The sequence below is a fragment of the Ornithinimicrobium cavernae genome (assembly GCF_003121625.1).
In the GTDB taxonomy this organism is placed as follows: Bacteria; Actinomycetota; Actinomycetes; order Actinomycetales; family Dermatophilaceae; genus Ornithinicoccus; species Ornithinicoccus cavernae.
Map to the genome: position 1 here is coordinate 36,953 of NZ_QDDJ01000021.1, position 22,230 is coordinate 59,182.

Consider the following 22,230-nt stretch of genomic DNA (forward strand, 5'->3'; position numbering starts at 1 on the left):
CATGATGGTCCGCACCTGCCCCCTCGTGATGAGGACCACGCCTCATGTCCGACGTCGTCCCCGGACGTCCCGTGTCACCGCTCCCTGCCCTGAGGACCACGGCCCGCACGCGGGCTCCGCGCCGCACCGCCGCGGAGTGGTTCCTGCGGGGGCGCGACGCCGCCCACGCGGCGCTGCCGGCCAGGCTCGGCCACTGGCTGCCGCCGACGGCCATCGGCTACGGAGCCCTGAGCGCCTTCACCTATGCCGTGGACCTGGCGCTGCTCTCGCTGTTGTTCGACGTGATAGCCGTCCCCTACCCCGTGGCAGTGACGACCGGCTACGCGGTCGCGTTCACCCTGTCCTTCGTGCTCAACCGCTGGCTGAACTTCCGGTCCCACGGCTCGGTCTCACGACAGTCCGGCCGGTTCGTCGTCAGCACGGTCGCCAACTACCTGCTGTTCATCCTGGCGCTGGCCACCACGCTGGAGTGGCTGGGCGTCAACTATCTCCTCGCCCGCCTGCTCGCCGGTGCGTGCGAGGCCGCCTTCATGTACACGATGATGCGGTTCTACATCTTCCGGCGCACCGGTGAGCGGCTCAGCCGCGGTCGAGCTTGGTGAGATCCAGGTCGCTCTTGGCGAGCTCCTCGACGTTGACGTCCTTGAAGGTGATGACCCGCACCTTCTTGACGAAGCGGGCCGGCCGGTAGACGTCCCAGACCCAGGCGTCGGTCATCGTCACCTCGAACCAGGTCTCCCCGCCACCGGTGCGCACCTGCACGTCCACCTCGTTGGCGAGGTAGAACCGCCGCTCGGTCTCCACGACATGGCTGAACAGGCTCACCACGTCGCGGTACTCGCGGTAGAGCTGCAGCTCCATGTCGGTCTCGTACTTCTCGAGATCCTCGGCGCTCATGCGTGGTTCATCTCCCTCGCCTCGGGCGGGACGGCCTCGCCGACCCGGTCGGTGTTGCCGGTGATGTTCCAGCTCCGGCGGTGGTGGGCGCACGGTCCCAGCGTGCGCAGGGCCTCCTGGTGCTCGGGGGCGGCATAGCCCTTGTTCAGCTCCCACGAGTATGCCGGGTGCTCGGGGGCGATCCGCACCATGTGGGCGTCGCGGGTCACCTTGGCCAGGACGCTGGCCGCCGCGACCGAGGAGCAGGTCAGGTCCGCCTTGATCAGGGTCCGGACCGGCACCTGGGGCGTCGCGGTCGGGTCGGCGAGGGCGAGCAGACCCTCCCGCGCCGGGTCGGTGAGCCAGTCGTGGTTGCCGTCGAGCACGATGAGGTCGGGCGCCAGCTCCAGCTGGGCGAGCGCACGCTGCCCGGCGAGCCTGAGGGCGGCCATGATGCCGATGGCGTCGATCTCACCGGGCCAGGCGTGCCCCACACCCCAGCCGAGGGCCCAGCGCTGGATCCGCGGCACGAGGCGCTCCCGCGCCTGCTGGGAGAGCAGCTTGGAGTCCTTGACGCCCTGCGGGGCGCTGCGGCAGGACGCGTCGATCGCGACGACACCGACCGACACCGGACCGGCCAGGGCCCCGCGGCCCACCTCGTCCATGCCCACCAGCACCGCGTGGCCCTCACGCATCAGCGCCCGCTCCAGACGGAGGCTCGGACGGGTGCTCCGCGGCGGGGTCCGCCGCCGGGTGGCGCCACGTGCCGTCTGGGTCACTGGTCCTCCGGGACAGTGTCCGGGACCGACCCGAAGACGTCCTGCGGGTTGCCGAACCAGTCGAGGCGGTCCAGCGGCCAGACCAGCACGAACGCCTGCCCCACGACCGCGTCGGCCGGCACGGAGCCGGCCGTGCCGCTCCCGTCGTCGTGCGCGCGCGAGTCACGGGAGTAGGAGCGGTGGTCGCCCATCATCCAGTAGTGGTCCTCCGGCACGGTCACGTCGAAGTTCTCCGTGCTCGGCTCGTCGCCGTCGAACAGGTAGGACTCCTCCAGCGGCTCGCCGTTGACCGTGATGCGCTGCTGGTCGTCGCAGCACACGACGTGGTCGCCCCCGACGCCGATCACGCGCTTGATGAGGTGGTGACTCTCCCCCTCGGGCGCGATCCCGACGAACTTGGCCAGGTCGGTCAGCGGCTCCAGGATCGGGCCGCGGTCGGTCTCCTCGGTCGGGGGCAGCCAGCCGCCGGGATCCTCGAAGACGATGATGTCACCGCGCTCGACAGACATCGGACCTGCCTGGATCTTGCTGACCAGGACCCGGTCCCCGTAGACGAGCGTGGTCTCCATCGAGCCGGACGGGATCCAGAACGCCTGCACGATGAACGTCTTGATCAGGAACGAGATCACCAGCGCGGTCACGCCGATGATCAGGACCTCCCGCGCGAAGTGCACGACCGGGTGACGCCTGCGGCGCTCGGCCCCGGGGTTGCCCCTGGCAGCCGACCGCTCCCGTCCGGCGGCGTCCGGCTGGAACACCGTGGCTCCGGCTGCCTGGGGCACGGTGCCGTCAGGGTCGCCCGCGGGCTCCGCCACGCTCTCCCCCTCGGGTAGCGGGTTCTTCGTCACGGGTGGTGTCCTGTCTGCCGTTGTTGAGATCGAGTATGCGCCCTCCGTCGAACCCTAGTACGCGCGGCTGGGCGGACCGGCCCGCACACGCGGACCCTGGAGCGGTCGGGACGGCGACGCGTCCGTGGGAGACGAGAGCCGCCCCGGGCCGGTGGGCTCGGGGCGGCTCTGGAGTATGCCGTGACTCGCCTCAGGCGGTCGGGGTGTTGTCCCGCTTCTCGCGGATCCGGGCGGCCTTGCCGCGCAGGTCGCGCAGGTAGTAGAGCTTGGCGCGACGCACGTCACCCTTGCTGACGACCTCGATCTTCTCGACGTTCGGGGAGTGCAGCGGGAAGGTGCGCTCGACGCCGACGCCGAAGCTGATCTTGCGGACGGTGTAGGTCTCGCCGATGCCACCGCCGTGGCGACGGATGACGACGCCCTGGAAGATCTGGACACGGGAGCGGGTGCCCTCGATGACCTTCACGTGGACCTTGATGTTGTCGCCGGCGCGGAACGCGGGCATGTCGTCGCGGAGGCTGGCTGCGTCGACGTCGTCGAGCTTGTGCATGATGGGTCGCTTTCTCGTCGGTGCCACAGGTCACCCACGGCGGTGTGCCGTCGCGGTGGACGGTCGTGGTCAAGGGGTGTGCCAGCCCGTCCTGGTCGCACTCTTCCCCCTGTGGCAGGGGCGCGATGTCGTCGTCCGGGCGGACGCAAGGGTCAAGTCTGCCACACCAGGGGGACCCGGAGCCAATCAGAGGCGCACCGGCCCGCGGACCCGACCCTTCGGCATAATCGATCAGTCCGAGAGCAGGTCCGGGCGCCGCGCAGCGGTGCGCTGGAGACGCTGCTCGTGCCGCCAGGCGGCGATGGCGCCGTGGTTGCCGGAGAGCAGGATCTCGGGCACCTCACGCCCGCGCCAGACGGCGGGCTTGGTGTAGACGGGGTACTCGAGGAGGCCGTCCTCGTGGGACTCCTCGACCAGCGACTGCTCGTTGCCGATGACGCCGGGGATGAGCCTGGCGATCGCCTCGACCATGGCCAGCACGGCGACCTCGCCCCCGTTGAGGACGTAGTCGCCCAGGGAGAGCACGGAGACGGGCATCCGCTCGGCCGCCTCCTCGTAGACCCGCTCGTCGATGCCCTCGTAGCGGCCGCAGGCGAACGCCAGCCAGGGCTCCTGCGCCAGGTCGCGGGCGGTCTGCTGGGTGAACGGCGTGCCGCCGGGGCCCGGGACGATCAGGTGCGGCACGGTGTCGCCGGCGGTGAGCTGGTCGAGGGCCTCGCCCCACGGCTCGGGCTTCATCACCATGCCCGCGCCGCCGCCGTAGGGCGTGTCGTCCACGGTGCGGTGACGGTCGTGGGTGTGCTCGCGCAGGTCGTGGACGTGCAGGTCGAGCAGGCCGTTGCGGCGGGCGGTGCCGATCAGCGACAGGTCCAGGGGCTGGAGGTAGTCGGGAAAGATCGTGATGACGTCCAGGCGCACGTCAGTCCCCCAGCTCCAGCAGGCCCTCCGGCGGGTCGACGACCACGCGTCCGGCCTCCTCGTCGACCTCCGGGACGAGCTCCTCGACGAACGGGATGAGCAGCTCCCTCCCGTCGGGGCGGCGCACCTCGAGCAGGTCCTGCACGTCACGGGTATGCAGCGCGCTCACCTCTCCCAGCACGGTCCCGTCCGGCAGGGTCACGGTGAGACCGAGCAGGTCCTCCTCGTACCAGCCGTCGTCGTCCTCGACGTCCGCCTCGGCATCCTCCGGGAGGAGCAGTCGGGTGTTGCGGAGCGCCTCGGCGGCAGTCCGGTCCGGGACGCCCTCGAACCCGAGCAGATAGGTCTGCTGGTGCAGCCGCACCGACCGCAGGGTCAGCGGCCCGCGGTCCGGCTCCGTGACGAACTCGGTGCCGACCGTGAACCGCTCCTCCGGTGCGTCGGTGTGGGTCTGGACGGTGACCTCACCGCGCAGGCCGTGGGCCTTGCCGATGCGGGCGACGACGAACACGGGCGCTCCTCTGGGACGGGACGTGGTGGGCTGCCCCCGCCGGTCCTCGGCCGGGAACAGACTGGAGGGGTATGACGACAGGTGGCTGCCGGCATACCCCTCCAGGGTGGTGCGTGGGTCGGGCTCAGCGAGCCCGGTCGGTGTCGACGATGTCGACGCGGACCTTGTCGCCACCGGCGAGGGCACCCATGACGGTGCGCAGCGCGCTGGCGGTGCGGCCGCGACGGCCGATCACCCGGCCGAGGTCCTCGGGGTGGACCCGCACCTCCAGGACGTCGCCGTGGCGGACGTTCTTGGTGCGGACGCTCACGTCGCCGTCGTGGTCGACGATCCCCTTGACGAGGTGTTCCAGGGCCTCCTCGAGCATGATCAGCCCTCGGTCTTGTCGGTGCCGATCTCGGCACCGGTGTCCGCGGACTGGGCGGCGGCGCCACCGGCCGGCTCGAAGCCGGCGGCCTCGGCGGCCTCAGCGGTGCGGAACCACACCTCGGCGGTCGTCTGGTCGTACCAGCGCGAGCCCTCGACGTGGAACTTCATCGAGTCCTTGTTGCCCTTGACGGTGAAGCCCACGGGGGCGGAGCCGTCCTCGGTCACGGGAGCGGAGTCGGGGCCGTAGCCACCGTCGACCGCGGCGGCGTCCACGGCCGCGGCGACCTCGGTCGCCGGCTCGGCGCCCTCGGCCTCGGCGGCGTTGCCGGCTGCCGGGGCCTCCGCGTCAGCGGTCGCCTCGGCCGGGGACTCGGCGGCCACCTCGGCGGCGGCAGCCTCGTCGGCCTTCTCCTCAGCCTTCTTGTCGGCCTTGGCGGTGTCGGCCTTCTTGTCGGCCTTGGCCTCGTCCTTCTTGGCCTTCGAGGTCGGAGTGTCCGAGACCTCCTTGCCGTCGGCCGCGGCCAGGGCTGCCTCGTAGAGCGACTTCTTGTCGGGGCGCGGCTCGGCGGTCTTGAGAGTGCCCTCGGCACCCTCCTCGCCCTTGAACTTCTGCCAGTCGCCGGTCACCTTGAGCAGCGCGGCGACCTGCTCGGTCGGCTGCGCGCCGACGGAGAGCCAGTACTGCGCGCGCTCGGAGTCGATCTCGATGAGCGAGGGCTCCTGGGTGGGCACGTAGCGACCGATCTCCTCGATCGCACGGCCATCGCGCTTGGTGCGGCCGTCGGCGACGACGACGCGGTAGAACGGTGCACGGATCTTGCCCATGCGCTTCAGACGGATCTTGACAGCCACGAGTTCGGGTGTCTCCTCATTCTTGGTCAGGGTGAGCAGCCGCTTGCCCACGTGGGGAAACACGCGCGGGGCGGTCGCTCGGGAACACGCTGGGGTCGGAGAGAGGGGCCGACCCGCAGACGGGTACCGGCCTATTGTGCCAGATCCCACGACCGCCCACGAACCACGCCGGGCTCAGTGGTGGTGGCGGCCCCGGGACTCGTGGGCGTGCCCGCGCAGGATCACGCGGTGCGGGTCGGCCATCGTCCGCAGGTCCTCGCGGGGATCGTCGCGATAGACCACCAGGTCAGCCGACTCCCCCTCGACGATGCCGGGGCGCCCCAGCCACTCGCGGGCCGCCCACGTGGCAGCGCCGATGGCCTCGAGGTTGCTCATGCCGACCTTCGTCAGCGCCTCCACCTCGCGGGCCACCAGCCCGTGCGGCAGCTGACCGCCGGCGTCGGTGCCGACGTAGACGGGAACGCCGGCCTCCCGGGCCCTGGCGACCGTCTCGTAGCGCCGCTCGTACAGGTCCATCATGTGGTCGGCGTAGGTCGGGAACTTCCCGCGCCCCGCGTCGGCGAACTTCGGGAAGTTGTCGATGTTGATGAGGGTCGGCACGATCGCGATCTGCTGCTCCGCGAAGAGGTCGATGGTGTCGTCCAGCAGCCCGGTCGCGTGCTCGATGCAGTCCGTGCCGGCCGCGGCGAAGTCGCGCAGCGACTGCTCGCCGAAGCAGTGGGCCGTCACGCGTGCCCCCTCCTCGTGTGCGGCGGCGATCGCGGCGGTCAGGACCTCCACCGGCCAGCAGACCTCCAGGTCACCGGTGTCGCGGTCGATCCAGTCACCGACCAGCTTGACCCAGCCGTCCCCGCGCCGGGCCTCTTGGCGGACGTACGCCACCAGGTCCTCCGGCTCGATCTCGTGCGCGAAGTTCCGTGTGTAGCGCCTGGGCCGCGCCAGGTGCCGACCGGCCCGGATCAGGCGTGGCAGGTCCTCCCGGTCGTGCATCCACGAGGTGTCCACGGGGCTGCCGGCGTCCCGCAGCAGCAGCGCCCCGGCATCCCGGTCGGCGAGAGCGTGCTCCTCGGCCCGTTCGGGCGGGACCCCTCCGGTGGCCTCCAGACCCACGTGGCAGTGCGCGTCGACCAGGCCGGGCAGCACCCACCCCTCGATGGTCTCTACGTCCCCGGACGGGCCGGAAGGGGCGGTCAGGCTGATCCGCCCGTCCACGACCCACACCTCGTCCAGGGTCTCCTCCGGGCCCACCAGGACCTGTCCACGGACATGCAGCACCGGTCCAGCCATCGGCTCCAGCCTCCTCGCAGCGTCGTCCAGGGCAGGCTATCGGCCGGTCGTTCGCCGAGTGCGGGGGCTCCTAGACTCTGGCCCATGTCGCTGCCGGGCACCCAGCCGATCCCCGGCGTGGACCTGGAGACGACCCTGCGTGCCGCGGCCGCGGGCACCTTTCCCGCGGCAGACGGCGGCGTCTCCCGGGCAGCCCCCTGGCGGGTCGGCGTCGAGGCGGTCATCGCGCTCACCGGACACGCTGTCCTGGTCGTCGGTGAGGACGTGCCCGACGAACGGCTCCACGCGCTGGGGGTCGACGGCTTCGGCGGCGCACACGCGCCCCGGACCGCCCTCGACCTGGCGGGCCGCGGCGAGATCGGCATCCTCGACGCCCTGCTGGTCGCGCACGGCACCGGCGGCGCCAGCGCGGTGGTGGAACGGGTGGACCTGGCCCGATCACCCCGCGCCCGCCACGCTGACCAGTGGCGGACCGAGGTCCGCGTCTATGGCCTGCCCGACCCGGCCCGCACGGCCCTGGCCACTCTCGGCCGCGGCATCGGAGGCCTGCTCGAGGTGGGCGTCGAGGCCACCGACGGGTCTGCCGACACACTGCTGGAGGGCGTGCTGGCTCTCGTTCCGGCCGGCGAGGTGCTGCTCGCCTCGGTCTCGCCGGGCAACGCGCGTTCGCTCCGGTTCTTCCTGCGCCACGGCTTCCGGCCGATCGGCAGCGTCCAGCAGTGGCACCCCGACCGCAGGGACGGCGCCCTGATCCGTTGACCGGGCGCAGGCACTGTCCTGACCACAGAGCCGGACCGGCCCGGCTACCGTGAGCCCATGCGAGTCGATGCCGTCGTCATCGGGGCCGGGCACAACGGTCTCACTGCCGCCGCCTACCTGGCCAGGGCAGGGCGCTCGGTGCTCATCCTGGAGCGGGACGGACACGTCGGCGGGGCGGCGCGCTCCGACCGGGTGTTCCCGGCCTACGACGCCCGGCTGTCGGCATACTCCTATCTGGTCAGTCTGCTGCCCGACCAGATCATCGAGGAGCTGGCACTGGACCTGCAGCTGATCCGCCGCCGGATCAGCTCCTACACGCCGGTCGGCGACGCCGGCATCCTGGTGGACAACGGCGACGCGGCGCGGACCGCGCACGACCTCGGCCCGGACGCGCAGGCGTGGGACGACTTCTACGGGATGACCGGGGAGCTCGCCCAGAGGCTGTTCCCCACCATGACCGAGCCGCTGCGCTCCCGCGACGACGTGCGGTCCCTCGTCGGTGAGGAGGCGTGGCGCGACGTCGTCGAGCGGCCGCTCGGCGAGGCCATCGAGCGCAGGTTCACCTCGGACGTCGTCCGCGGGATCGTGCTCACCGACGGGCTCATCGGCACCTTCGGCCGACCCGGCGACGCGGATCGCCTGGTCAACCGGTGCTTCCTCTACCACGTGATCGGTCGCGGCACCGGCGACTGGGACGTGCCGGTCGGCGGCATGGGCGCGGTCACCGACGGGTTGCTCCGCACAGCCGAGCAGTATGGCGCTCAGCTGCGGACCTCCTCCACCGTCACCTCGGTCTCCACGGACGGGAAGGAGGCCGTGGTCCGGACCGGGGACGGGCTGGAGGTGCGCGCGGGGCAGGTCTTCGCCAACTGCGCCCCGAACGTCCTGGACCGTCTGCTCGGGGACGCACCGTCGCGGCCGGAGCCGGAGGGTGCGCAGCTCAAGATCAACATGCTGCTGTCCCGGCTGCCCGCGCTCAAGGACCCCTCGGTGACGCCCGAGCAGGCCTTCGCCGGGACCCTGCACATCAACGAGGGCTACGACCAGGTCGCCACCGCCTACGCCCAGGCCGCGGCGGGACAGGTCCCGGACGTTCCGCCGTGCGAGGTCTACTGCCACAGCCTGTCCGACAGCTCGATCCTGGGGGCGGACCTGGTCGCGGCCGGTGCACAGACCCTGACACTGTTCGGCCTGCACATGCCGGCCCGGCTGTTCCGCGAGGACCCCGAGGGCGCCCGTGAGCGGGCGCTCGAGCTGACCCTGGCCTCCATCAACTCCGTGCTGGCCGAGCCGATCGAGGACTGTCTGCTGGCACCCGACACCATCGACGTGCGCAGCCCGCTGGACATCGAGGCCTCGGTCGGGATGCCGGGAGGGCACATCTTCCACGGGGACCTGCAGTGGCCGTTTGCCGAGGCCGACGCGGACGTGGGTCGGTGGGGCACGGAGACCCGGCACGCCAACGTGTTCCTGTGCGGCGCGGGCGCCCGACGCGGGGGTGGCGTCAGCGGGATCCCGGGACGCGCGGCCGTTGCCGCCGCCCTGGGGGAGGAGACCCTCGGCTGAGTCCTCCGACCACGTTGTGGACAGGCACCGAGGTTGTCTCGGATCCGTGCCAACCTGGACCGCATGCACGGGAGGGGGCACGATGGGACTCATGCCGACGCTGCCGCGGAGCGGGCCACTGACCCTCGAGGACTTCGAGGCAATCCGTGAGGTCGACGACGGGCACCGCTACGAGCTCATCGACGGGGTCCTGGTCGTGACCCCCTCGCCGGTGCCCCGCCACCAGAAGGTCGCCTTCCGCATCGCTCAGGCACTCGACCGTTCGTGCCCGCCCGACCATGACGTCTACATGGCGCCCCTGGATATCAGGCTCGGGGAGGACACCGTTCTGCAACCAGATGCCTTGGTCGTGCCCAGGTCCGCCGTCGGTGAGCAGCACATCGAGGGCAGTCCGGTTCTCGCAGTCGAGGTGCTCTCCCCCAGCACCCGCACCTTTGACCTCGGCGCCAAACTGCTCCGCCACGAGCGCGCCGCCACGCCGGCCTACTGGGTCATCGACCCGGATGCCCCGTCACTCCAGGCCTGGGAGCTCCGGGACGGCCACTATGTGGAGGTTGCTCACGTGACCGGCGATGAGCCGGCCGAACTCTCGCTGCCGTGGCCGGTCCAGATCGTGCCCGGCGACCTGGTGAAGGACCGCTGAGTCCATGGCAGCTCTGACCGGCGACCCGTGACCCTGCCACTCCGTGGCCGATCCACGACCGACCGAGACCGGCCGCGCAAGGCGCCTGCGCTCCAGCCCTACTTGTCCTTGAGGAACTTGTCGAACCCGGCGGGCAGCTTGAGGTTGGACAGGTCCTGCTCCTGACCCTCCCCGGGAGCGCCCGGCATCCCGAAGGCGCTGCCCAGGGCGTTGCCCCGAGACTCCTCGGCCTTCTGCGCCGCCAGCCGCTCCTGCTCCGCGCGCTTGGCGGGGTTGCCGCTCTTGCCCTTCTTGCGCTGCGGCGGCCTGCCCTTCCCCTTGCCGGCGCCCCCGCCCAGCCCGGGCATCCCCGGCATCCCGGGCATGCCGCCGCCCTTGCGCATCTGGCGCATCATCTTCTGCGCCTGACCGAACCGCTCCAGCAGCTGGTTCACCTCGGAGGGCGAGACACCGGAGCCCTTGGCGATCCGCGCCCGGCGGGACCCGTTGATCTGCTTGGGGTGGGCACGCTCGAACGGGGTCATCGAGCGGACCATGGCCTCGACCCGGTCGAACTCCTTGTCGTCCAGGGCGTCGAGCTGGGCACGCATCTGCTGCATCCCGGGCATCATCCCGAGCATCTGCTTCAGCGAGCCCATCTTCTTGATGGCCTGCATCTGCTCGAGGAAGTCGGTGAAGGTGAAGTCCTCCTCCGCCAGGAACTTGCGCGCCATCTCCCGCGACTGGGCCGCGTCGAAGGCCTTCTCGGCCTGCTCGATCAGGGTCAGCACGTCACCCATGTCCAGGATGCGGCTGGCCATCCGGTCGGGGTGGAAGATCTCGAAGTCCTTGACCTGCTCACCGGTGGAGGCGAACAGGATCGGCTCGCCGGTGACCGTGGCGACCGAGAGGGCCGCACCACCGCGGGCGTCGCCGTCCAGCTTGGTCAGCACCGAGCCGGTGATCCCCACACCGTCGGCGAACGCCTTGGCGGTCTCGACGGCGGCCTGACCGATCATCGCGTCGATGACGAACAGCACCTCGTCGGCGTTGGTCTCCATCCGGATGTCGTGTGCCTGCCGCATCAGGTCGACGTCGACCGCGAGCCGTCCCGCGGTGTCGATGATGACCACGTCGTGGCCCTTGTCCCGGGCATGGGCGACACCGTCCACGGCCACGTCGATCGGGTCGCCGAAGGAGCGGGTGCCCTCACCGGACTCCAGGGCGGCGTCGTGGCCGAACACGTTGCCGCGCTCGGGGGCGAAGACCGGCACACCGGCACGCTCGCCGACGACCTGGAGCTGGGTCACCGCGTTGGGGCGCTGCAGGTCGGCGGCGACCAGGACCGGGGCGTGGCCCTGCTCCTTGAGCCAGTAGCCGAGCTTGCCGGCCAGCGTGGTCTTGCCCGAGCCCTGCAGCCCCGCGAGCATGATCACGGTCGGCGGGTTCTTGGCGAGGTTCAGTCGGCGGGTCTGGCCACCGAGGATGCCGACGAGCTCCTCGTTGACGATCTTGACGACCTGCTGGCCGGGGTTGAGCGCCTTGGACACCTCGGCCCCGAGCGCCCGCTCGCGGACCGCGCCGGTGAACTGCTTGACGACCGGCAGCGCGACATCGGCGTCGAGCAGCGCCATCCGGATGTCCCGGACGGTCTTGTTGACGTCGGTCTCGGACAGGGTCCCCTTGCGCTTGAGGTTGCGGAAGGTGTCTGTCAGGCGGTCGGAAAGGCTGTTGAACACCCCCACAGGTTAACCGGTAGGCAGCGGTCCACCGGCCTCGGCGACCGGCGCACCGTCGGGACCCCACGGCATACTGGCTGTATGCCGTTGCGTCGCCGTCTCGCCGCCGCGCTCCGTTCGCGGGTGGCCGGCCCCGACGCCGACCGGCGTGCCGCCGCGATCTGGCTGGCGCCGGGTGAGCGCCGGTTCGCACCGAGCGACCCGATCTGCCGGGTGCACAACCATGCGGCGATGTATGCCGGGGGGATCCGGGCCCTGCTGCTGCAGTCGCTGCACCCCCTCGCCATGGCGGGCGTCGGTGAGCACTCCGGCTACCGCGGCGACCCGTGGGGGCGGTTGCAGCGGACCAGCGAGTTCATCGCGATGACGACGTTCGGGCCGGTCGAGGGCGCCCAACGCGTCATCGACCGGATCAACAGGGTGCACGGCACCGTGCGCGGCACCGCGCCCGACGGACGGCCCTACGACGCGCGGGACCCACACCTGCTGTCCTGGGTCCATATCGCGGAGATCGACTCGTTCCTGACGGCCTACCAGCGCTACTCGCGCACGCCGCTGACCCCGACCGAGGCCGACACCTACGTCGCGCAGAACGCCTGGTCGGCTGGTGAGCTGGGGGTCCCGGACCCACCACTCACCGTGACCGACCTGCTGGGCCAGCTGACGGCATACCGGCCGGAGCTGGAGGTCACTGAGGGCGCCCGGGACGCTGCCGCCTTCCTGCTGCGTGAGCCGCCGCTGCCGCTCGCGGCGCGCCCCGGCTACTGGATGCTGGCCGCGGGGGCGGTGGCGATGCTGCCGGACTATGCGCGGGACCTGCTCGGTCTGCGGGTGGGCGGCCGGCTCGACCCGGTTGCTGAGCGTCTCGTGCTCGGGCCGGCGGGGCGGCTCGGGACCGCCGCGGTCGGTTGGGCGCTGTCCGAGCCCTCGGACCCACGCAACTCCCCGGAGAGCTCTGCCGTCAGCCGATGATCGCGTCGACGAAGGCCTCGGGGTCGAACGGCGCCAGGTCGTCCGGGCCCTCGCCGAGCCCGACCAGCTTGACCGGGACGCCCAGGCGACGCTGCACGTTGACCACGATCCCGCCCTTGGCGGTGCCGTCCAGCTTGGTCAGGACGATGCCGGTGACATTGACGGCCTCTCCGAACACCTCCGCCTGGCGCATGCCGTTCTGACCGGTGGTCGCGTCGAGCACGAGCAGCACCTCGTCGATCGGGCTCTGCTTCTCCACGACGCGCTTGACCTTGGCCAGCTCGTCCATCAGACCTGCCTTGTTGTGCAGGCGTCCGGCGGTGTCGATGATGACCGTGTCGGCCTCGTACTCGGCGGCCGACCTCACCGCGTCGAAGGCGACCGATGCGGGGTCCGCCCCCTCGCGCGCGGACCGGACGGTGGGGACGCCCACCCGCTCACCCCACGTCTGCAGCTGGTCGGCGGCGGCCGCGCGGAAGGTGTCCGCTGCCCCCAGGACGACGTCCTTGTCCTCGGCGACCAGCACCCGCGCCAGCTTGCCGACGGTGGTGGTCTTGCCGGTGCCGTTGACGCCGACGACCAGGATGACGGAGGGCCGGTCACCCACGCGGCTGGCGGCGACCCGGCGGTCCATGCTGGGGTCGACGAGCGCGAGCAGCTCCTCGCGCAGCCACCCCCTGACGGTCTCGACGTCGGTGGCCCCGTCGACCTGCACGCGGGTGCGCAGCTTGCCGACCAGCTCGTCCGTGGCCTCCACACCGAGGTCGGCCTGCAGGAGGGTGTCCTCCACGTCCTCCCAGGACTGCTCGTCCAGGCCACCGCTCGACAGGAGCGACAGCAGCACGTTGCCGATGGCGTTGTTGGAGCGGGCCAGGCGTGCACGCAGCCGCGCCATCCGGCCACGGGCGGAGGCCGGCTTCTCGATCGTCGGAGCGGTGGGCTCCGGCTCGACCTCGACGGCGACCCCGCCGCCGGTGTCCTCAACGCCCTCACCAGGTGGTGGCTCCGCCCCCTCGCGAGCGCCCTCGCGCTCTTCCTCGACCGCCGTCGGCGGAGTGGTGGGCGGCCGCTCGATGGTCTTGGTGCGTTCCCCGGTCCCCCGGCCCCGCCCTCGGACGAGACCGACGATGAGGGCCAGTCCGGCCAGGGCCACGACGGTGGCGACGGTCAGGTACTCCCACAAGCTGTCCACGCCCGACATTGTCACAGACCATGAGCGTGCCGGGTCCACCTGCCTCTGGTGGCGGTCGCCCGGTGATCCGGCTACCCGACGATGGCGACCCTGCGCTCTGCACTTGACGTCGCATGCCGTCACTTCTGCAGAGCCGAGAGCCAGCGGCGACCCTGCGCTCTGCAGTTGACGTCGCATGGCGTCACTTCTGCAGAGCCGAGAGCCAGCGGCGACCCTGCGCTCTGCAGTTGACGTCGCATGGCGTCACTTCTGCAGAGCCGAGAGCCAGCGGCAACCCTGCGCTCTGCAGTTGACGTCGCATGGCGTCACTTCTGCAGAGCCGAGAGCCAGCGGCGACCCTGCGCTCTGCACTTGACGTCGCATGGCGTCACTTGTGCAGAGCCGAGAGGACGGTTCACAGCTTCTGCAGAACCAGGACGTGCGGGATGGCGTCGCCGCGGCCCCGAGCATCCGTCAGGTGCCGTCCCCGACCGCGGACGTCAAGCCTGGGCGTTGCGCGGTGAGGGAAGGCGCTACTTGCGGACGTTCTGCAGGGTCCGGCGCGCGGCCTTCTCGCCGCGGTCCCTCAGCGCCTCCTGACGGCGACGCGCGCCCGCCAGGAGCTCCTCACCCTCGGGCGTCAGGACATCGCGCCCGTCGCGCCGTGCCTCGACGGCGACGAATCCGACGACCAGTCCCCCGAGGGCCACGCACACGAGCATGGCCAGCACCAACGCGATCATGGTCACAATCGTGCAACGATTTGCGGCCTCACACAAATCACCATGCCGGGTCGCGGTCGCCTTTTTCCACAGAGGGGCGCAGGCGAGGACCAGATCGCACCCCGTCAGCGACGATCAGGTCGCACCGTCAGGCGACGTCTCTCAGGCGAACTGCTGCACGTTACTCAGGCGGGCTGCTGCACGTTACTCACGCGGGCTGCTGCACGTCACTCAGGCGGGCTGCTGCACGTCGCGGAGCCGCTGCGAGACCACCGTCGTCACGCCGTCGCCCTTCATCGACACGCCGTACAGCGCGTCAGCGACCTCCATGGTGCGCTTCTGGTGGGTGATGACGATCAGCTGGCTGGAGTCGCGCAGCTCCTCGAACAGCGTGATGAGCCGCCCCAGGTTGGTGTCGTCCAGCGCCGCCTCGACCTCGTCCATGATGTAGAACGGGCTCGGGCGCGCCTTGAAGATCGAGACCAGCAGCGCGACCGCGGTCAGCGACCGCTCCCCACCGGACAGCAGCGACAGCCGCTTGATCTTCTTGCCGGGTGGCCGCGCCTCGACCTCGATGCCCGTGGTGAGCATGTCGTCCGGGTCGGTCAGCGTCAGCCGGCCCTCGCCGCCGGGGAACAGCCTCGAGAACACTCCCGCGAACTGCTCAGCGGTGTCCTCGAACGCCTCGGCGAAGACCCGCTCGACGCGCTCGTCGACCTCCTTGACGATGCCCAGCAGGTCCTCCTTGGAGCGGCGCAGGTCCTCGACCTGCTCGGTGAGGAACTTGTGCCGCTCCTCCAGCGCCGCGAACTCCTCCAGCGCCAGCGGGTTGACCTTGCCCAGCGCCGAGAGCCTGCGCTCGGCCTTGCGCAGCCGCTTGTCCTGCTCGTCACGCACGAACGCCGCCGGCTCGGGCAGGTCGTCCGGGTCGTCATCGGGTCCGGGGATGAACGGCACCAGCTGGTGTGGCCCGAACTCCTCGACGAGCGCCTCAGGGTCGATGCCGAGCTCCTCGACCGCACGGGTCTGCAGTGCCTCGATGCGCAGCCGCTGCTCCGCCCGGGCCACCTCGTCGCGGTGCACCGAGTCGGTCAGGTCGCGCAGCTCGTCGCTCAGGGTGACGACCCTGCCGCGGGCCTCGGCCAGGCGGGTGTCCCGTTCGGCGGCCTGGGCGCGGGCCCGGTCCCGGACGGCCGCGGCCGCCTCCACCAGGGCACGCACCTCCTCCAGCAGGTATGCGGACCCGTCGGCGACGGCGGTCGCGACCCGGGCGGCGTGGGCCCGGCGCTCGCGACGGGCGGCGGCCCGCTCGCGTGCAGCGATCTCCGAGCGCGCGGCGGCCTCCAGGGACTCGGCGCGGCCCTGCAGGGCACGGGCGCGTTCCTCCTGCGTGCGCAGCTGCAGACGGACCTCGGTCTCCTTGGTGCGGGCCGCCGCGGCCGCGGCGGCGAGCCGGTCGCGCTCCTGCGTGCTCGGCTCCTCCTCACCGGGCTCGGCCTCGGCATCGGCCAGGCGCTGGGTGAGAGCCTCCAGGTCCGCGCGACCGGTCTCGAGTGCCTGCTCGGCGGTCGCGATGGAGGCGGTGGTGCGCTCGTGCTCGGACCGTGCTGCCCGCACGGCCGAGCCCAGCTGCCCGAGCTTCTCGGCGACGGCGGCCATCCTGGCGTCGGACTCGTGGAGCTGGTCCATCGCCTGCTGCGCCGCAGCGGTGTGCCTCTCCAGCTCCTGGCGGGCACCCGCCAGCGCGAAGGTCGCCTGCTCGCCCCGGGCGCTCGCTGCGGCGAGTGACTCCTGGGCCTCGTCGAGCGCGCTCTGGATCTCCAGGAGGCTCGGCGCGGCCGAGCTGCCCCCGCGGACCCAGCCCGCGGCATACACATCACCGTCCCGGGTCACGGCTGTCACCTGGTGGGCCGCCACCAGCTCGGCCGCGGCCGCGTCGTCCTCGACGACCGCCACGCGGTGCAGCAGCGCCTCGACCGCCGGCGCCGCGGGGTCACCGACCGTCACGACGTCGCGCGCCCAGACGGCGCCGTCGCCCAGGGTGGGCCAGTCGGCGGTGTCGGTGGCGGGGGCGGTCTGCGGCACGAGCAGGGCGGCCCGACCCTCGTCGTCGGCGCGCAGCGTCGCGACCGCGTTGCGGGCGTGGTCGAGGGACTCCATGACCAGGCCGTCGCCCGCCCAACCGAGCGCCGCGGCGATCGCCGCCTCGTAGCCGCCTGTGACGGTCACCAGGTTGGTCACGGTGCCCACGACGCCGCGGCCCTCCGGCGCTGCCAACAGGGCGGCCGCGCCGTCCTTGCGACGCAGGCTCAGCCCGAGGGCCTCGCACCGCGCCGTCAGGCTGGACTTCTCGGACTCGGAGGCTCGCAGCTCGTCGGTGAGCCGCTCGACCTCGGCGGCGGCGGCGACCCGGGCGGCCTCGGCCGTCTCGTACTCCTGGTCCAGGCCCTCCTCGCCCTCCTCGACGTCCAGGACGCGGCCCTCGAGGGCGGCGAACTCCTGCTCCGCGGCAGCGGCACGCGCAACGATGGAGTCGAGGGCGGCGCGGAGCCGCCCGATCTCGGCCTCCCCCGCCTCCTGGCGGCTGCGGGCCGCGGCGACCTTGCCGGACAGCCTGGCCAGTCCCTCCCGCCGGTCGGCGGCCGCGCGGGCGAGCCTGGTCAGCCGTTGCTGCTCCTCGTGGTGGGCGGCCTCGGCGTCGCGGCGGGCCTGCTCGGCGGCCTGCAGGGCCGCGCCGATAGCGGCGACCTGCTGCTCGAGCTGCTCCTCCTGCTCACGCAGCGCGGCGGCCTGGGAGCGCAGCTTCTCCGGGTCACGCCCCTCGCCGGAGCCCCCGGAGGCCTCCTCCTCGCTCTCGCTGGCCAGGAGGCGCACGCGCTCGCGTGCCAGGTCGGTGGTCGCCGAGGTGCGCTCGACGAGCGACGACAGCGAGTACCACTGGTCCTGCGCCGCAGTGAGGGCGGGCGCCGCCTCGGCGGCCTCGGCCTCGAGCTCCGCGACCGTCGACTGCGCCGCCGTCAGGGACTCCTGCACGGCGCTGCGCCGGTTGATGATCGCCGTCTCGTCGGCCAGCTCCTGCTCCAGCGTGCTGGTGAGCTGCACGAGGTCGTCGGCCAGGATGCGCAGACGGGCGTCGCGGACCTCGGCCTGGATGCTGGCGGCGCGACGGGCGGTCTCGGCCTGACGCCCGAGGGGACCGAGCTGGCGCCGGATCTCGGAGGTCAGGTCACCGAGCCGGGTGAGGTTGCCCTCCATCGTCTCCAGCTTGCGCAGCGCCTTCTCCTTGCGCTTGCGGTGCTTGAGGACCCCGGCCGCCTCCTCGATGAAGCCGCGGCGCTCCTCCGGCGTGGCGCGCAGCACCGCGTCGAGCTGGCCCTGGCCGACGATGACGTGCATCTCGCGACCGATGCCGGAGTCGGAGAGCAGCTCCTGGATGTCCAGGAGCCGGCAGGAGGTGCCGTTGATGGCATAGTCCGAGCCGCCGTTGCGGAACATGGTCCGCGAGATCGTGACCTCGGTGTAGTCGATCGGCAGCGCGCCGTCGGTGTTGTCGATCGTCATCGTGACCTCGGCGCGGCCCAACGGGGCCCGGCCGGAGGTGCCGGCGAAGATGACGTCCTCCATCTTGCCGCCGCGCAGGCTCTTGGCGCCCTGCTCGCCCATCACCCAGGCCAGGGCGTCGACGACGTTCGACTTGCCGGACCCGTTGGGACCGACGATGCACGTGATGCCCGGCTCCAGGCGCAGCTTGGTGGCCGAGGCGAACGACTTGAACCCCTTGAGGGTCAGGCTCTTGACATACACGTGGAAAGGCAGCTCCTGTGCGGCGGACTTCCGGTCACTGTACCGGCGGCCACCCCGGATCCCCCGCACATCAGGCCGTCTGCGCGAATCCCCGCTGGGCGCAGACCGCGCACTCAGCGTTCGCGGAAGCCGCTGAGGCCCTCGGACGGCTGGTGCCACTGGACCGTGACGCCCGAGACGTGGCCCGGGCGGCTCCGGGTCGAGACGTCCTCGCCGAGCAGGTCGATGAGCGTGCGGACCGCGTCCTCAGATCCCTGGGCGTTCACCTCGACCCGCCCGTCGGGCAGGTTGCGGGCGTGCCCGACGAGGCCGAGCTCGAGCGCACGCGCACGCGTCCACCACCGGAAGCCCACTCCCTGGACGCGTCCCCTGACAAACACCAGTGCCCTCACCACGGGACCAGTCTAGGAAGGCTGCTTCGCTGGACGAGCGGTGCCTCAACGGGCGCGGGGGCCTCGCGGTCGTGGCTGGCAACGGGGGCAGTAGTGCGAGGACCGGTTCATGAACGCCTCGCGCCGGATCGGGGTGCCGCACCGGTCGCACGGTTCGCCCTCGCGCCCGTAGGCGTGGAGCGAGCGGTCGAAGTAGCCGCTGGCCCCGTTGACGTTGACGTAGAGCGCATCGAAGCTGGTGCCACCCTGTCCCAGCGCCTCCGTCATCACGTCCGTGGCGTGACCGAGCACGCGCGCGAGCGCCGGCCCGGTCAGGGCGGACGTCTCGCGCAGCGGGTTGACCCGTGCCCGCCACAGGGCCTCGTCGGCATAGATGTTGCCGACGCCGCTGACCAGTCCCTGGTCCAGCAGGGCCCGCTTGATCGCCGTATGCCGTCGCCTGAGTGCGCGGACGACTGCCTGTTGGTCGTAGGCCGGCTCGAGGGGGTCGGGGCCGATGTGCCCGACGGGGACCGGCACGCCGTGCGCGTGGGAGCTGCCCGGGTGGCGGTCCGGGACGAGCTCGGTCAGGGCCAGGCCACCGAAGGTGCGCTGGTCCACGAAGCGCAGCTGCGGTCCGTCGTCAACGAAGTCGAAGGTCGCGTGCAGATGCTTCTCGCGAGGGGCGTCCGGCGGCTCGACAAGCAGCTGACCGCTCATCCCGAGGTGGAGCACCAGGGCGTGTGGGTCGTCGCCGGGGGCCTGCACCACCAGCCAGAGGTACTTCCCGCGACGGTCTGCCGCGAGCACGTCGACGCCGCTGAGGCGGGTCGCCAGGTCCAGCGGTCCTGCCTCGTGGCGGCGCGCGACGCGGGTGCCGGTGATGGTCGCCTCCGCGATGCGGCGCCCCACCACGTGGTCGGCGAGTCCGCGGCGCACGACCTCCACCTCGGGAAGCTCCGGCACGGCGCTGGTCAGTCGCGAGGGGTCGTGGGACCGCTGTGGGTCGACCCGGACGCGGCCTGCTCGGTCTCGGCGTCCTCCACGGCCGTGGCGCGCTCGGTGAGGAGCTTCCAGGCGGCCTCGGCCGCCTTCTGCTCGGCCGCCTTCTTGCTGCGGCCCACCCCGGTGCCGAGCACCTCGTCGTCGACGACCGCCGTGGCGGTGAAGACCTTGTCGTGGTCCGGGCCGTCCTCGGCGATCTGGTAGCTCGGGGAGATCGGGCCCTCGGTGGAGGCGAGCTCCTGGAGGCTGGTCTTCCAGTCCAGGGCTGCACCGAGGCTCGCGGTGTGCTCCATGAGCGGGTCCAGCAGGTGGTGCACGAAGGTGTCCGCGGCGTCCAGACCGACGGAGATGTAGACGCAGCCGATCACGGCCTCGGTGGTGTCCGCGAGGATCGACGCCTTGTCGCGGCCGCCGGTGGCCTCCTCGCCGCGGCCGAGCAGGATGTACTCACCCAGTCCCATCGTCCGCGCCACGTCGGCCAGGGCGCGGGAGTTCACGACGGCGGCACGCAGCTTGGCCAGCTGGCCCTCCGGCAGGTCGGGGTGGCGCCGGAACAGGGTGTCGGTCACCACGAGCCCGAGCACGGAGTCCCCGAGGAACTCCAGCCGCTCGTTGTGCGGCACGTTGCCGTTCTCGTACGCGTACGAACGGTGTGTCACGGCACGCCGGAGCAGCGCCTCGTCGCAGGCCTCCCCGACCACCTCGGTGAGGTAGTCGCGGAGGTCAGCGAGGGGGCGCTGCTCGGGGGACGCGGAACCGGTGTCCGCAGGGGTCCCGGAGCCCGACGTCATACCGACGGGGCTCAGCCCTGGTGCTCGGTGCGCTCTGCGGCGTCGTAGTGACGACCCGCGTAGGTGCCGCAGGAAGGGCACGCCATGTGCGGCTGCTTGAGTGCCTTGCACTGCGGGCAGGTGCTCACGGCAACCGGCGAAGCCTTCCAGTTGGCGCGGCGGGAGCGGGTGTTGGAGCGGGACATCTTCCGCTTCGGGACAGCCACGTCAGTTCCTCTTCTTCTCGTCGTCGGTGCCCGGTTGGGCGAGGTCGGCCAGTGCCGACCACCGTGGGTCAATCACGTCATGGTGGTGCTCCGGGTCATCCGCCAGGCGTGCTCCGCACTCGGAACACAGACCCGGACAGTCGTCCCGGCACACCGGTTGGAACGGCAGGGCGGTCACCACTGCGTCCCGGACCAGCTCCTCGAGGTCCATCAGGTCGTCCTCGAGCTCGTAGACGTCGTCCTGCTCGTCCTCGTCGGCCGCCACCTCCTGGTGGTGGGCCGCGCGGTCGGGGTAGGCGAACAGCTCCTGGAAGTGGACATCCACAGGGATCTCCACCTCGTCCAGGCACCGCACGCACACCCCGGTCGCGGTGGCCCTGACCGATCCGGTGGCCAGGACACCCTCCATCACGGACTCCATCCGCAGATCGAGGTCTACCGGGTCCCCGGGCCTGATCGCGATGACGTCCGTGCCGATAAGGTCCGGAGCCGTCACGGCCCGCGAGGTCTCCTTCATAGCGCCCGCCCGGCGGACGAGCTCCCGGGTGTCAATGACCCAGGGGCTCGCAGCGTCCTGCGTTGCCATGTTGTCCCTCGCGTGTCGTGTGGATCGGTCCGGACCCGCACAGGGACACAGACCGACACACTAGGTTAGCCGAGCGGTCCACGGCCCAACAAATCAGCAGGCCGGTAGGTTGGCCGCATGAGTCGCTGCCTCTGCCCCGGATCCTACGACCCGGTCACCAACGGGCACCTGGACATCATCGTCCGAGCCGCCGCCCTCTACGACGAGGTCATCGTCGGGGTCCTGCACAATCCGTCCAAGCGTGGCCGGTTCCCCGTCGAGGAGCGGATCGAGTTCATCCGCGAGGCCGTCCCGCCCGGGCTGACAGTGCGGGTCGAGGCGTTCGGCGGCCGGCTCCTGGTCGACATCGCCAAGGAGCTCGGGGCGAGCGCGATCGTCAAGGGGCTGCGCGGCGGCACCGACTTCGCCTACGAGCTGCCGATGGCGCTGATGAACCGGCACCTGACGGGCGTCGAGACGGTCTTCCTGCCCGGGGACCCGGCCCTGGAGCACGTGTCGAGCTCCCTGGTCTCCGAGGTCGCCCAGTATGGCGGGGACGTCACCGGACTCGTCCCGGACCACGTGCGCGACGCGCTCGTGGCACGCCGTAGGTGATCTGGGCGTGACGGCGGCTTCGACCTGCGGCCGGTCGTCGAGCGCACGGGGCTGGCTGTCGACGCGGTCGTCATGTCCAACGAGGTCGGCAGCGTCAAGCCCGACCCCGGCATCCTCCCGCACGGCCTCGAGCTGCAGCACGCGGCCCCGGAGGTGACGCTCATGCTGTGCGACAGCTGGCAGGAGGATTCCGGCTCCTCGCCCTGACGTCATCCCGGGGCGACCGTGCGTTCACCACCACGACACCTCCTCGGGGCACGGTGCCCTCCGGCGGGTCCAGAGTCTGGAGCCGCCCGCAGCCGTTCGCACACTCCCTGCCCGGAAGGCTCCCC

General features: G+C 71.6%; 24 protein-coding genes and 2 pseudogenes. 7 read left to right on the forward strand and 19 right to left on the reverse strand.

Annotation, left to right across the window (positions count from 1 at the left end; genetic code table 11):
* Positions 1–44: 44 nt before the first annotated feature.
* On the forward strand, positions 45–602 hold the full coding sequence (locus DA085_RS19905) for a GtrA family protein (protein WP_237565630.1): 558 nt from the start codon (positions 45–47) through the stop codon (positions 600–602).
* On the opposite strand, the gene DA085_RS19910 is transcribed toward DA085_RS19905, so the two are convergent.
* The 10 genes and pseudogenes from DA085_RS19910 to DA085_RS19950 form a co-directional block, all read right to left on the reverse strand.
* The gene (locus DA085_RS19910) at positions 580–897 is read right to left on the reverse strand and encodes a DUF2469 domain-containing protein (protein WP_109474743.1); all 318 of its coding nucleotides are present in this window, start codon (positions 895–897) and stop codon (positions 580–582) included. The genes DA085_RS19905 and DA085_RS19910 overlap by 23 nt on opposite strands.
* Complete coding sequence (locus tag DA085_RS19915) at positions 894–1,571, reverse strand: ribonuclease HII (protein WP_109474797.1); 678 nt, start codon at positions 1,569–1,571, stop codon at positions 894–896. The genes DA085_RS19910 and DA085_RS19915 overlap by 4 nt, the downstream gene beginning before the upstream one ends.
* Before the next feature lie 80 nt (positions 1,572–1,651).
* Positions 1,652–2,503, reverse strand: a complete 852-nt coding sequence (lepB, locus tag DA085_RS19920) for a signal peptidase I (RefSeq protein WP_237565631.1) — start codon at positions 2,501–2,503, stop codon at positions 1,652–1,654.
* Positions 2,504–2,693: 190 nt separating this feature from the next.
* Positions 2,694–3,053 carry a 50S ribosomal protein L19 gene (gene rplS, locus DA085_RS19925; RefSeq protein ID WP_109474744.1) on the reverse strand — a complete coding sequence of 120 codons (360 nt, stop codon included), beginning with the start codon at positions 3,051–3,053 and terminating at the stop codon, positions 2,694–2,696.
* A gap of 240 nt (positions 3,054–3,293) precedes the next feature.
* A pseudogene (gene trmD, locus DA085_RS19930) lies at positions 3,294–3,971 on the reverse strand (tRNA (guanosine(37)-N1)-methyltransferase TrmD); the annotation flags it as partial.
* Position 3,972: 1 nt separating this feature from the next.
* Positions 3,973–4,482 carry a ribosome maturation factor RimM gene (gene rimM, locus DA085_RS19935; protein WP_109474746.1) on the reverse strand — a complete coding sequence of 170 codons (510 nt, stop codon included), beginning with the start codon at positions 4,480–4,482 and terminating at the stop codon, positions 3,973–3,975.
* Between the two features lie 124 nt (positions 4,483–4,606).
* Positions 4,607–4,849, reverse strand: coding sequence for an RNA-binding protein (locus DA085_RS19940; RefSeq protein WP_109474747.1), 243 nt, complete (start codon positions 4,847–4,849; stop codon positions 4,607–4,609).
* Between the two features lie 2 nt (positions 4,850–4,851).
* On the reverse strand, positions 4,852–5,124 hold the full coding sequence (locus DA085_RS22085) for a sunset domain-containing protein (protein ID WP_474100158.1): 273 nt from the start codon (positions 5,122–5,124) through the stop codon (positions 4,852–4,854).
* Between the two features lie 66 nt (positions 5,125–5,190).
* Positions 5,191–5,703, reverse strand: a pseudogene (gene rpsP / locus DA085_RS21900) (30S ribosomal protein S16); the annotation flags it as partial.
* A 174-nt stretch (positions 5,704–5,877) separates the two neighbouring features.
* Positions 5,878–6,990: an amidohydrolase family protein gene (locus DA085_RS19950; RefSeq protein ID WP_109474748.1), complete on the reverse strand. Its 1,113-nt coding sequence runs from the start codon at positions 6,988–6,990 to the stop codon at positions 5,878–5,880.
* An 84-nt stretch (positions 6,991–7,074) separates the two neighbouring features.
* On the opposite strand from DA085_RS19950, the gene DA085_RS19955 reads away from it, so the two are divergent.
* The 3 genes from DA085_RS19955 to DA085_RS19965 all read left to right on the forward strand — a co-directional run bounded on the left by DA085_RS19955 (position 7,075) and on the right by DA085_RS19965 (position 9,958).
* Positions 7,075–7,749: a GNAT family N-acetyltransferase gene (locus tag DA085_RS19955; protein ID WP_109474749.1), complete on the forward strand. Its 675-nt coding sequence runs from the start codon at positions 7,075–7,077 to the stop codon at positions 7,747–7,749.
* A 57-nt stretch (positions 7,750–7,806) separates the two neighbouring features.
* Complete coding sequence (locus DA085_RS19960) at positions 7,807–9,315, forward strand: phytoene desaturase family protein (protein ID WP_109474750.1); 1,509 nt, start codon at positions 7,807–7,809, stop codon at positions 9,313–9,315.
* Positions 9,316–9,406: 91 nt separating this feature from the next.
* On the forward strand, positions 9,407–9,958 hold the full coding sequence (locus DA085_RS19965) for a Uma2 family endonuclease (RefSeq protein WP_237565632.1): 552 nt from the start codon (positions 9,407–9,409) through the stop codon (positions 9,956–9,958).
* Positions 9,959–10,056: 98 nt separating this feature from the next.
* Here the strand turns inward: DA085_RS19965 and ffh are convergent, their stop codons facing one another.
* Positions 10,057–11,676 carry a signal recognition particle protein gene (gene ffh, locus DA085_RS19970; RefSeq protein WP_109474799.1) on the reverse strand — a complete coding sequence of 540 codons (1,620 nt, stop codon included), beginning with the start codon at positions 11,674–11,676 and terminating at the stop codon, positions 10,057–10,059.
* Between the two features lie 81 nt (positions 11,677–11,757).
* On the opposite strand from ffh, the gene DA085_RS19975 reads away from it, so the two are divergent.
* Complete coding sequence (locus tag DA085_RS19975; protein WP_109474752.1) at positions 11,758–12,648, forward strand: oxygenase MpaB family protein; 891 nt, start codon at positions 11,758–11,760, stop codon at positions 12,646–12,648.
* Here the strand turns inward: DA085_RS19975 and ftsY are convergent.
* The 8 genes from ftsY to DA085_RS20015 all read right to left on the reverse strand — a co-directional run bounded on the left by ftsY (position 12,638) and on the right by DA085_RS20015 (position 21,304).
* Positions 12,638–13,849 carry a signal recognition particle-docking protein FtsY gene (gene ftsY / locus DA085_RS19980; RefSeq protein ID WP_109474753.1) on the reverse strand — a complete coding sequence of 404 codons (1,212 nt, stop codon included), beginning with the start codon at positions 13,847–13,849 and terminating at the stop codon, positions 12,638–12,640. The two genes, DA085_RS19975 and ftsY, sit on opposite strands and share 11 nt — an antisense overlap.
* Before the next feature lie 503 nt (positions 13,850–14,352).
* Positions 14,353–14,562, reverse strand: coding sequence for a hypothetical protein (locus tag DA085_RS19985; protein ID WP_154402268.1), 210 nt, complete (start codon positions 14,560–14,562; stop codon positions 14,353–14,355).
* A 210-nt stretch (positions 14,563–14,772) separates the two neighbouring features.
* Positions 14,773–18,345 (reverse strand): chromosome segregation protein SMC, encoded by a 3,573-nt coding sequence (smc, locus tag DA085_RS19990; RefSeq protein ID WP_109474755.1) that lies wholly within the window; start codon positions 18,343–18,345, stop codon positions 14,773–14,775.
* Between the two features lie 113 nt (positions 18,346–18,458).
* Positions 18,459–18,740: an acylphosphatase gene (locus DA085_RS19995; protein WP_109474756.1), complete on the reverse strand. Its 282-nt coding sequence runs from the start codon at positions 18,738–18,740 to the stop codon at positions 18,459–18,461.
* Between the two features lie 42 nt (positions 18,741–18,782).
* A complete protein-coding gene (mutM, locus tag DA085_RS20000) occupies positions 18,783–19,682 on the reverse strand; it encodes a bifunctional DNA-formamidopyrimidine glycosylase/DNA-(apurinic or apyrimidinic site) lyase (protein WP_109474757.1) in 900 nt (299 codons plus the stop codon).
* A gap of 8 nt (positions 19,683–19,690) precedes the next feature.
* Positions 19,691–20,512, reverse strand: coding sequence for a ribonuclease III (gene rnc / locus DA085_RS20005; protein WP_109474758.1), 822 nt, complete (start codon positions 20,510–20,512; stop codon positions 19,691–19,693).
* A gap of 11 nt (positions 20,513–20,523) precedes the next feature.
* Positions 20,524–20,718 carry a 50S ribosomal protein L32 gene (gene rpmF / locus DA085_RS20010; RefSeq protein WP_109474759.1) on the reverse strand — a complete coding sequence of 65 codons (195 nt, stop codon included), beginning with the start codon at positions 20,716–20,718 and terminating at the stop codon, positions 20,524–20,526.
* Between the two features lies 1 nt (position 20,719).
* Positions 20,720–21,304: a YceD family protein gene (locus DA085_RS20015; protein WP_109474760.1), complete on the reverse strand. Its 585-nt coding sequence runs from the start codon at positions 21,302–21,304 to the stop codon at positions 20,720–20,722.
* Positions 21,305–21,421: 117 nt separating this feature from the next.
* Here DA085_RS20015 and coaD point away from each other — a divergent pair, with 117 nt between their 5' ends.
* Together coaD and DA085_RS21905 are read left to right on the forward strand one after the other, a co-directional pair.
* Complete coding sequence (coaD, locus tag DA085_RS20020; protein WP_109474761.1) at positions 21,422–21,898, forward strand: pantetheine-phosphate adenylyltransferase; 477 nt, start codon at positions 21,422–21,424, stop codon at positions 21,896–21,898.
* Between the two features lie 72 nt (positions 21,899–21,970).
* Positions 21,971–22,105, forward strand: coding sequence for an HAD family hydrolase (locus tag DA085_RS21905; protein WP_272914507.1), 135 nt, complete (start codon positions 21,971–21,973; stop codon positions 22,103–22,105).
* Positions 22,106–22,230: the final 125 nt, after the last annotated feature.